At 51.4% G+C, this 10,861-nt stretch carries 8 protein-coding genes and 2 pseudogenes; 5 read left to right on the forward strand and 5 right to left on the reverse strand.

Annotated elements, in window-relative coordinates:
- Positions 1 to 42 precede the first annotated feature (42 nt).
- The 4 genes from BHE85_RS08275 to rpiA all read right to left on the reverse strand — a co-directional run bounded on the left by BHE85_RS08275 (position 43) and on the right by rpiA (position 2,868).
- The gene (locus tag BHE85_RS08275) at positions 43 to 102 is read right to left on the reverse strand and encodes a type I toxin-antitoxin system Ibs family toxin (protein ID WP_001387035.1); all 60 of its coding nucleotides are present in this window, start codon (positions 100 to 102) and stop codon (positions 43 to 45) included.
- Between the two features lie 331 nt (positions 103 to 433).
- The gene (ibsC, locus tag BHE85_RS08280) at positions 434 to 493 is read right to left on the reverse strand and encodes a type I toxin-antitoxin system toxin IbsC (protein WP_071524576.1); all 60 of its coding nucleotides are present in this window, start codon (positions 491 to 493) and stop codon (positions 434 to 436) included.
- Between the two features lie 228 nt (positions 494 to 721).
- A complete protein-coding gene (serA, locus tag BHE85_RS08285) occupies positions 722 to 1,954 on the reverse strand; it encodes a phosphoglycerate dehydrogenase (protein WP_001151604.1) in 1,233 nt (410 codons plus the stop codon).
- 254 nt (positions 1,955 to 2,208) lie between these two features.
- Positions 2,209 to 2,868: a ribose-5-phosphate isomerase RpiA gene (gene rpiA, locus BHE85_RS08290; protein ID WP_000189743.1), complete on the reverse strand. Its 660-nt coding sequence runs from the start codon at positions 2,866 to 2,868 to the stop codon at positions 2,209 to 2,211.
- A 382-nt stretch (positions 2,869 to 3,250) separates the two neighbouring features.
- Here rpiA and argP point away from each other — a divergent pair, with 382 nt between their 5' ends.
- The 5 genes and pseudogenes from argP (at position 3,251) to scpC (ending at position 9,776) form a co-directional block, all read left to right on the forward strand.
- The gene (argP, locus tag BHE85_RS08295) at positions 3,251 to 4,144 is read left to right on the forward strand and encodes a DNA-binding transcriptional regulator ArgP (protein WP_000828351.1); all 894 of its coding nucleotides are present in this window, start codon (positions 3,251 to 3,253) and stop codon (positions 4,142 to 4,144) included.
- A gap of 203 nt (positions 4,145 to 4,347) precedes the next feature.
- Positions 4,348 to 6,492, forward strand: a pseudogene (scpA, locus tag BHE85_RS08300) (methylmalonyl-CoA mutase).
- Positions 6,485 to 7,478, forward strand: a pseudogene (meaB, locus tag BHE85_RS08305) (methylmalonyl Co-A mutase-associated GTPase MeaB). Before scpA ends, meaB begins: the two co-directional pseudogenes overlap by 8 nt.
- Before the next feature lie 10 nt (positions 7,479 to 7,488).
- Positions 7,489 to 8,274 (forward strand): methylmalonyl-CoA decarboxylase, encoded by a 786-nt coding sequence (gene scpB / locus BHE85_RS08310; RefSeq protein ID WP_000122063.1) that lies wholly within the window; start codon positions 7,489 to 7,491, stop codon positions 8,272 to 8,274.
- Between the two features lie 23 nt (positions 8,275 to 8,297).
- The gene (gene scpC, locus BHE85_RS08315; protein WP_000449936.1) at positions 8,298 to 9,776 is read left to right on the forward strand and encodes a propionyl-CoA:succinate CoA transferase; all 1,479 of its coding nucleotides are present in this window, start codon (positions 8,298 to 8,300) and stop codon (positions 9,774 to 9,776) included.
- Here scpC and srsR read toward each other — a convergent pair.
- Positions 9,773 to 10,669 carry a LysR family transcriptional regulator SrsR gene (gene srsR, locus BHE85_RS08320; protein WP_000350806.1) on the reverse strand — a complete coding sequence of 299 codons (897 nt, stop codon included), beginning with the start codon at positions 10,667 to 10,669 and terminating at the stop codon, positions 9,773 to 9,775. The two genes, scpC and srsR, sit on opposite strands and share 4 nt — an antisense overlap.
- Positions 10,670 to 10,861: the final 192 nt, after the last annotated feature.

The following is a 10,861-nucleotide window of genomic DNA, read 5'->3' on the forward strand; positions in this document are numbered from 1 at the left end:
AGTAAGGGTAAGGGAGGATTGCTCCTCCCCTGTGACTGACTGTTAATAAGCTGGGAAACTTATGAGTAACAGTACAATCAGTATGATGGCAAGTCGCATCATAACCCTTCTCCTTCAAGCCCTCGCTTCGGTGAGGGCTTTACCGTTACAGCCCCATGCTGCCCAGCTATCGTAAGCTCTCTTTAAATAACCACAACGCATTGATCTACCTTTAAATCTTTTCTTCGAGCGTGTTCGAAAAACCCCATGCAAAACAGAGATAATTTTTGGGAAAAAGGATCTATTACGGCAGTAAACGTGGGCGATGAAGTGGCTATCAAAAAGTTCGGTTCAGGGCGATGCACCCCGCATCGCCTGATTGACATCGTTGATTCTTTGACCTAATTTAGTGAGTAAGGGTAAGGGAGGATGACTCCTCCCCAGAGACTGACTGTTAATAAGCTCCGAAACTTATCAGTAACAGTACAATCAGTATGATGACAAGTCGCATCATAACCCTTCTCCTTTAAGCCCTCGCTTCGGTGAGGGCTTTACCGTTACAGCCCCATACTGTCCCGCCATCGTAAATCCCCATTAAATAAACACAACGCATTGATCTGACTTTGATTTATTTTCTGGAGCAGACTCGCAAAGTAGAATGCGCAACGCGGCAACGGTGTGGAGAAGGGATAAAAAAACGGGCAAGTCAGTGACCTGCCCGTTAATTTTCAGAGAAGGGGAATTAGTACAGCAGACGGGCGCGAATGGTACCCGGAATAGCTTTCATTGCCTGCAGCGCTTTTTCGGCAACGTCTTCGTCAGCTTCAATATCAATAACTACATAACCCATCTGGGCGGAAGTTTGTAGATATTGCGCGGCGATGTTGACGCCCTGCTCGGCGAAGATTTTGTTCAGCGCAGTTAGCACGCCCGGACGGTTTTCGTGGATGTGCATCAGACGACGACCACCATGCAGTGGCAGCGAGACTTCCGGGAAGTTCACCGCAGAGAGCGTTGAGCCATTGTCAGAATACTTGATCAATTTACCCGCAACTTCCAGGCCGATATTCTCCTGCGCTTCCTGAGTCGAACCGCCAATGTGTGGCGTCAGAAGTACGTTGTCGAATTCACACAGTGGAGAGGTAAATGGATCGCTATTGGTCGCCGGTTCCGTCGGGAATACGTCGATTGCCGCCCCCGCCAGATGTTTGCTCGCCAGCGCATCACACAGCGCCGGAATATCCACCACAGTACCGCGCGAAGCATTAATCAGCAGCGAGCCGGGCTTCATTAGTGAAATTTCTTTCGCGCCCATCATATTTTTGGTGGACGGATTCTCTGGTACATGCAGACTCACCACATCGCTCATATTCAGCAGGTCAGAAAGATGCTGTACCTGAGTGGCGTTGCCCAGCGGCAGTTTATTTTCAATATCATAAAAGTAAACATACATTCCCAGCGATTCAGCCAGAATGCCCAATTGCGTACCAATATGACCGTAGCCGATGATACCCAGCTTTTTGCCGCGCGCTTCAAAAGAACCCGCCGCCAGTTTGTTCCACACGCCACGGTGCGCTTTAGCATTGGCTTCCGGCACGCCGCGCAATAGCAGCAGCAGTTCGCCAATCACCAGCTCCGCAACAGAGCGCGTATTTGAGAACGGTGCGTTAAATACCGGGATCCCGCGCTTTGCCGCCGCATCCAGATCAACCTGGTTTGTTCCTATACAGAAACAGCCAATAGCGACCAGCTTTTCTGCGGCGTTGATCACGTCTTCAGTCAGATGGGTACGGGATCGCAGGCCGATGAAGTGGGCATCGCGGATGGATTCTTTTAATTGTTCATCATCCAGCGCGCCTTTGTGAAATTCGATGTTGGTGTAACCAGCTGCACGAAGGCTTTCCAGCGCCTTTTGGTGCACGCCTTCTACCAGCAGAAACTTAATCTTGTCTTTCTCCAGCGATACCTTTGCCATTTACCCAATCCTGTCTTTGAAATGTTGTGTGCGGATTTGCATCCGCCTTTCAACATATCAAAAAATAATATTGCGGCAATATGAACGTTTGCGTCGCGATGTTGAGGAAATATCACGCAAAGGTATTTCTTGGTTGAATATGCTGGTTTAGAGGATTTATTTAGAGCAATCGACAATAGCCAGGTAAAAACGTGACACATGTCACCAAATTTAATGAAGAGAATTTTTTTAACGGGGGAGGTTCCCCCGTCAGATCATTTCACAATGGTTTTGACACCGTCAGGTGTGCCAATCAGCGCAACGTCCGCGCCACGGTTAGCAAACAAGCCAACAGTCACCACGCCAGGAATCGCATTTATGGCGTTTTCCATCGCTATCGGGTCAAGGATTTCCATGCCGTGGACGTCGAGGATCACGTTGCCATTATCGGTCACCACGCCCTGACGGTATTCCGGACGACCGCCCAGTTTCACCAGCTGGCGCGCCACTGCACTACGTGCCATCGGGATAACTTCTACTGGCAGCGGGAATTTACCCAGAATATCAACCTGCTTGGAGGCGTCGGCAATACAGATAAATTTTTCCGCAACCGAAGCAATGATTTTTTCACGGGTCAGCGCCGCGCCGCCGCCTTTGATCATTTGCATGTGGCCGTTGATTTCATCTGCGCCATCAACGTAGATGCCAAGGCTGTCGACTTCGTTGAGATCAAAAACGTGAATGCCGAGGCTTTTCAGTTTTTCAGTGGAAGCATCTGAACTGGAAACGGCCCCTTCAATCTGGCCTTTCATCGTGCCGAGCGCGTCAATAAAGTGTGCGGCGGTGGAACCTGTACCTACACCAACAATGGTGCCGGGCTGAACATACTGAAGTGCCGCCCATCCTACTGCTTTTTTCAATTCATCCTGCGTCATGATCGTTTCGCCTGTGGTATGAAATTTCACACGCATTATATACAAAAAAAGCGATTCAGACCCCGTTGGCAAGCCGGGTGGTTAACTCATCCATAAAATATCGCGCAATGGCGGGCATCCCCTTTCGCCCCGCAAATAAAGCATACAACGGTCTGGGTATGCCGCTCCACGGTGCGAACAGAGGCAATAACGCCACGCCATTCAACATAACCAGGGCGCGAAGTCGCTAAGCGAAATGCAATAGCGCAAATCCCTGATCTTTTAAGCTGCGCGTTTAACCATTGATACAAATGTTACCCGCCGACGGCTGCGGTATATGCAACCTGACACAAAATTGTGTCATAGTGCAGGAAAAAGCATTTACCAGGAGCAGACAACAGCAATGAAACGCCCGGACTACAGAACATTACAGGCACTGGATGCGGTGATACGTGAACGAGGATTTGAGCGCGCGGCACAAAAGCTGTGCATTACACAATCAGCCGTCTCACAGCGCATTAAGCAACTGGAAAATATGTTCGGGCAGCCGCTGTTGGTGCGTACCGTACCGCCGCGCCCGACGGAACAAGGGCAAAAACTGCTGGCACTGCTGCGCCAGGTGGAGTTGCTGGAAGAAGAGTGGCTGGGCGATGAACAAACCGGTTCGACTCCGCTGCTGCTTTCACTGGCGGTCAACGCCGACAGTCTGGCGACGTGGTTGCTTCCGGCACTGGCTCCTGTATTGGCTGATTCGCCTATCCGCCTCAACTTGCAGGTAGAAGATGAAACCCGTACTCAGGAACGTCTGCGCCGCGGCGAAGTGGTCGGCGCGGTGAGTATTCAACATCAGGCGCTGCCGAGTTGCCTTGTCGATAAGCTCGGTGCGCTTGACTATCTGTTCGTCAGCTCAAAACCGTTTGCCGAAAAATATTTCCCTAACGGCGTAACGCGTTCGGCATTATTGAAAGCACCTGTGGTCGCCTTTGACCATCTTGACGATATGCACCAGGCCTTTTTGCAGCAAAACTTCGATCTGCCTCCAGGCAGCGTGCCCTGCCATATCGTTAATTCTTCAGAAGCGTTCGTGCAACTTGCTCGCCAGGGCACCACCTGCTGTATGATCCCGCACCTGCAAATCGAGAAAGAACTAGCCAGCGGTGAACTGATTGACTTAACGCCAGGGCTATTTCAACGCCGGATGCTCTACTGGCACCGCTTTGCTCCTGAAAGCCGCATGATGCGTAAAGTCACTGATGCGTTGCTCGATTATGGTCACAAAGTCCTTCGTCAGGATTAATCCATCAAATAATGCCTGATAGCACATATCAGGCGTTGTCCTCACTTCTTTTTGTATTCCTTGAATCACATCACAAAATAGACAAATCTCAGGCGGCAAAAAACGACGTCTGAATGCATTTTTTTTGCTGGCGACAAACCCACGTAAAAAGCTCACCGTAGGCGCAAATACCCTCATTTTGATTGCGTTTTACGGAGCAAATAATGTCTAACGTGCAGGAGTGGCAACAGCTTGCCAACAAGGAATTGAGCCGTCGGGAGAAAACTGTCGACTCGCTGGTTCAGCAAACCGCGGAAGGGATCACCATCAAGCCGCTGTATACCGAAGCCGATCTCGATAATCTGGAGGTGACAGGTACCCTTCCTGGTTTGCCGCCCTACGTTCGTGGCCCGCGTGCCACTATGTATACCGCCCAACCGTGGACCATCCGTCAGTATGCTGGTTTTTCAACAGCAAAAGAGTCCAACGCTTTTTATCGCCGTAACCTGGCCGCCGGGCAAAAAGGTCTTTCCGTTGCGTTTGACCTTGCCACCCACCGAGGCTACGACTCCGATAACCCGCGCGTGGCGGGCGACGTCGGCAAAGCGGGCGTCGCTATCGACACCGTGGAAGATATGAAAGTCCTGTTCGACCAGATCCCGCTGGATAAAATGTCGGTTTCGATGACCATGAATGGCGCAGTGCTACCAGTACTGGCGTTTTATATCGTCGCCGCGGAAGAGCAAGGTGTTACACCTGATAAACTGACCGGCACCATTCAGAACGATATCCTCAAAGAGTACCTCTGCCGCAACACCTATATTTACCCGCCAAAACCGTCAATGCGCATTATCGCCGACATCATCGCCTGGTGTTCCGGCAACATGCCGCGATTTAATACCATCAGTATCAGCGGTTACCACATGGGTGAAGCGGGTGCCAACTGCGTGCAGCAGGTAGCATTTACGCTCGCTGATGGGATTGAGTACATCAAAGCAGCAATCTCTGCCGGACTGAAAATTGATGACTTCGCTCCTCGCCTGTCGTTCTTCTTCGGCATCGGCATGGATCTGTTTATGAACGTCGCCATGTTGCGTGCGGCACGTTATTTATGGAGCGAAGCGGTCAGTGGATTTGGCGCACAGGACCCGAAATCACTGGCGCTGCGTACCCACTGCCAGACCTCAGGCTGGAGCCTGACTGAACAGGATCCGTATAACAACGTTATCCGCACCACCATTGAAGCACTGGCTGCGACGCTGGGCGGTACTCAGTCACTGCATACCAACGCCTTTGACGAAGCGCTTGGTTTGCCTACCGATTTCTCAGCACGCATTGCCCGCAACACCCAGATCATCATCCAGGAAGAATCAGAACTCTGCCGCACCGTCGATCCACTGGCCGGATCCTATTACATTGAGTCGCTGACCGATCAAATCGTCAAACAAGCCAGAGCTATTATCCAACAGATCGACGAAGCCGGTGGTATGGCGAAAGCGATCGAAGCAGGTCTGCCAAAACGAATGATCGAATAGGCCTCAGCGCGCGAACAGTCGCTTATCGACCAGGGCAAACGTGTCATCGTTGGTGTCAACAAGTACAAACTGGATCACGAAGACGAAACCGATGTACTTGAGATCGACAACGTGATGGTGCGTAACGAGCAAATTGCTTCGCTGGAACGCATTCGCGCCACCCGTGATGATGCCGCCGTAACCGCCGCGTTGAACGCCCTGACTCACGCCGCACAGCATAACGAAAACCTGCTGGCTGCCGCTGTTAATGCCGCTCGCGTTCGCGCCACCCTGGGTGAAATTTCCGATGCGCTGGAAGCCGCTTTCGACCGTTATCTGGTGCCAAGCCTGTGTGTTACCGGCGTGATTGCGCAAAGCTATCATCAATCTGAGAAATCGGCCTCCGAGTTCGATGCCATTGTTGCGCAAACGGAGCAGTTCCTTGCCGACAATGGTCGTCGCCTGCGCATTCTGATCGCCAAAATGGGCCAGGATGGGCACGATCGCGGCTCGAAAGTGATCGCCAGCGCCTATTCCGATCTCGGTTTCGACGTAGATTTAAGCCCGATGTTCTCTACACCTGAAGAGATCGCCCGCCTGGCAGTAGAAAATGACGTTCACGTAGTGGGCGCATCCTCACTGGCTGCCGGTCATAAAACGCTGATCCCGGAACTGGTCGAGGCGCTGAAAAAATGGGGACGCGAAGATATCTGCGTAGTCGCCGGTGGCGTCATTCCACCGCAGGATTACGCCTTCCTGCAAGAGCGCGGCGTGGCGGCGATTTATGGTCCAGGTACACCTATGCTCGACAGTGTGCGCGACGTACTGAATCTGATAAGCCAGCATCATGATTAATGAAGCCACGCTGGCAGAAAGTATTCGCCGCTTACGTCAGGGTGAGCGTGCCACACTCGCCCAGGCCATGACGCTGGTGGAAAGCCGTCACCCGCGTCATCAGGCACTAAGTACGCAGCTGCTTGATGCCATTATGCCGTACTGCGGTAACACCCTGCGACTGGGCGTTACCGGCACCCCCAGCGCGGGGAAAAGTACCTTTCTTGAGGCCTTTGGCATGTTGTTGATTCGAGAGGGATTAAAGGTCGCGGTTATTGCGGTCGATCCCAGCAGCCCGGTCACTGGCGGTAGCATTCTCGGGGATAAAATCCGCATGAATGACCTGGCGCGTGCCGAAGCGGCGTTTATTCGCCCGGTACCATCCTCCGGTCATCTGGGCGGTGCCAGTCAGCGAGCGCGGGAATTAATGCTGTTATGCGAAGCGGCGGGTTATGACGTAGTGATTGTCGAAACGGTTGGCGTCGCAGTCGGAAACAGAAGTCGCCCGCATGGTGGACTGTTTTATCTCGTTGCAAATTGCCGGTGGCGGCGATGATCTGCAGGGCATTAAAAAAGGGCTGATGGAAGTGGCTGATCTGATCGTTATCAACAAAGACGATGGCGATAACCATACCAATGTCGCCATTGCCCGGCATATGTACGAGAGTGCCCTGCATATTCTGCGACGTAAATACGACGAATGGCAGCCACGGGTTCTGACTTGTAGCGCACTGGAAAAACGTGGAATCGATGAGATCTGGCACGCCATCATCGAGTTCAAAACCGCGCTAACTGCCAGTGGTCGTTTACAACAAGTGCGGCAACAACAATCGGTGGAATGGCTGCGTAAGCAGACCGAAGAAGAAGTACTGAATCACCTGTTCGCGAATGAAGATTTCGATCGCTATTACCGCCAGACGCTTTTAGCGGTCAAAAACAATACGCTCTCACCGCGCACCGGCCTGCGGCAGCTCAGTGAATTTATCCAGACGCAATATTTTGATTAAAGGAATTTTTATGTCTTATCAGTATGTGAACGTTGCCACTATCAACAAAGTGGCGGTCATTGAGTTTAACTATGGCCGAAAACTTAATGCCTTAAGTAAAGTCTTTATTGATGATCTTATGCAGGCGTTAAGCGATCTCAACCGGCCGGAAATTCGCTGTATCATTTTGCGCGCGCCGAGTGGATCCAAAGTCTTCTCCGCAGGTCACGATATTCACGAACTGCCGTCTGGCGGTCGCGATCCGCTCTCCTATGATGATCCATTGCGTCAAATCACCCGCATGATCCAAAAATTCCCGAAACCGATCATTTCGATGGTGGAAGGTAGTGTTTGGGGTGGCGCATTTGAAATGATCATGAGTTCCGATCTGATCATCGCCGCCAGTACCTCAACCTTCTCAATGACGCCTGTAAACCTCGGCGTCCCGTATAACCTGGTCGGCATTCACAACCTGACCCGCGACGCGGGCTTCCACATTGTCAAAGAGCTGATTTTTACCGCTTCGCCAATCACCGCCCAGCGCGCGCTGGCTGTCGGCATCCTCAACCATGTTGTGGAAGTGGAAGAACTGGAAGATTTCACCTTACAAATGGCGCACCACATCTCTGAGAAAGCGCCGTTAGCCATTGCTGTTATCAAAGAAGAGCTGCGTGTACTGGGCGAAGCGCACACCATGAACTCCGATGAATTTGAACGTATTCAGGGGATGCGACGCGCGGTTTATGACAGCGAAGATTACCAGGAAGGAATGAACGCTTTCCTCGAAAAACGTAAACCTAATTTCGTTGGTCATTAATCCCTGCGAACGAAGGAGTAAAAATGGAAACTCAGTGGACAAGGATGACCGCCGATGAAGCGGCAGAAATTATCCAGCATAACGACATGGTGGCATTTAGCGGCTTTACCCCGGCGGGTTCGCCGAAAGCCCTACCCACCGCGATTGCCCGCAGAGCTAACGAACAGCATGAGGCCAAAAAGCCGTATCAAATTCGCCTGCTGACGGGGGCGTCAATCAGCGCCGCCGCTGACGATGTACTTTCTGACGCCGATGCTGTTTCCTGGCGTGCGCCATATCAAACATCGTCCGGTTTACGTAAAAAGATCAATCAGGGCGCGGTGAGTTTCGTTGACCTGCATTTGAGCGAAGTGGCGCAAATGGTCAATTACGGTTTCTTCGGCGACATTGATGTTGCCGTCATTGAAGCATCGGCACTGGCACCGGATGGTCGAGTCTGGTTAACCAGCGGGATCGGTAATGCGCCGACCTGGCTGCTGCGAGCGAAGAAAGTGATCATTGAACTTAATCACTATCACGATCCGCGCGTTGCAGAACTGGCAGATATTGTGATTCCTGGCGCGCCACCGCGGCGCAATAGCGTGTCGATCTTCCATGCAATGGATCGCGTCGGTACCCGCTATGTGCAAATCGATCCGAAAAAGATTGTCGCCGTCGTGGAAACCAACTTGCCCGACGCCGGTAATATGCTGGATAAGCAAAATCCCATGTGCCAGCAGATTGCCGATAACGTGGTCACGTTCTTATTGCAGGAAATGGCGCATGGGCGTATTCCGCCGGAATTTCTGCCGCTGCAAAGTGGCGTGGGCAATATCAATAATGCGGTAATGGCGCGTCTGGGGGAAAACCCGGAAATTCCTCCGTTCATGATGTATTCGGAAGTGCTACAGGAATCGGTGGTGCATTTACTGGAAACCGACAAAATCAGCGGGGCCAGCGCCTCCAGCCTGACAATCTCGGCCGATTCCCTGCGCAAGATTTACGACAATATGGATTACTTTGCCAGCCGCATTGTGTTGCGTCCGCAGGAGATTTCCAATAACCCGGAAATCATCCGTCGTCTGGGCGTCATCGCTCTGAACGTCGGCCTGGAGTTTGATATTTACGGGCATGCAAATTCAACGCACGTAGCCGGGGTCGATCTGATGAACGGCATCGGCGGCAGCGGTGATTTTGAACGCAACGCGTATCTGTCGATCTTTATGGCTCCGTCGATTGCTAAAGAAGGCAAGATCTCAACCGTCGTGCCAATGTGCAGCCATGTTGATCACAGCGAACACAGCGTCAAAGTGATCATCACCGAACAAGGGATCGCCGATCTGCGCGGTCTTTCCCCGCTTCAACGCGCCCGCACTATCATTGATAATTGTGCACATCCTATGTATCGGGATTATCTGCATCGCTATCTGGAAAATGCGCCCGGCGGACATATTCACCACGATCTTAGCCACGTCTTCGACTTACACCGTAATTTAATTGCAACCGGCTCGATGCTGGGTTAATGGTTTGTCCCGTCACGATCTTCAGCAATATGCTGAAGCATCGTGGCGGTATAACGATGATTTCTGATTGAATAAAGATATTCCTGCATATACATCGGCCTGTGCGGCGCATCAAAATATTTCAGCGTTGCCGGATTCACCAGTCGCCAGGCAAAATGCGGGATCACCGTCAGAAAATGTCCGCGCTCCACGGCGCTGATTTTGGCCATAAAACTGTAGGGACGATAAATAATGGTGGGATTGATCCCACAAGGTCGCATATTCGCATCAATCATTGCTTCGAAGTTAGCCCGGTTTTGAAAGCGCATTTGTAGCCAGGGCAGCTCCTGAAGCAGCTCTTGCTCTTGACGCTCTTCATAACGGCGAGAAACGAGAAAGCCCAATCGCAGCGGTGGTAATTCACTGATAGTCAGGTTTTCCAGTTCCTGAACTCGTGCAGATACATGCTGTGGGGAGATAATAAAATCTAACTGACGGTCAAAAAGATTATCGATAACGCCGTTTTCGCTGAACTCAACTGGCTGGGCGGTCACGCCTTCATACTTATCTCCGAGACTAATCAACTGATCGAAAATAATTGTCGGATAAGTATTATCTATGCCAATCACAATTTCTCGTGAACGACGCCCTGAGTTATGGATTTCATTATCAATCGCAGAAAGTCGTTGATAAACCGGGAACAGTTTTTGATACAGTTCCTGACCGGCTTTATTGAGGCTGATATTATTATCTTTGCGGGTAAATAGCGTATAGCCAATTTGTTCTTCCAGCGCGGCAATGCTTTTACCAAATGGCGAAGCCGTCATATGGATTTTTTCTGCCGCCCGGGCAATATTATTGGTTTGCGCTAATAAAATGAAATTGCGCATCTTTTTCGAAATAAAAATGTCCATCCCCCGTTACTTTATTCGTACCCCTTATAATGGGGTGTTAGCCAGCCAGACCCGGCATGATTACTGCCCCCAGTCGTCCATGATCCGGGGGGGGATGTCACCGGGTCTGGTGGGGCGCTGGTAACCGCTAATAGGGGTCAGGTCAGGCACTTTTGCCGGGACCGTCTGTAACGTGGATGCCGGTACCTGCTC

The organism is Shigella sp. FC1567, assembly GCF_001743015.1.
Lineage (GTDB): Bacteria > Pseudomonadota > Gammaproteobacteria > Enterobacterales > Enterobacteriaceae > Escherichia > Escherichia coli.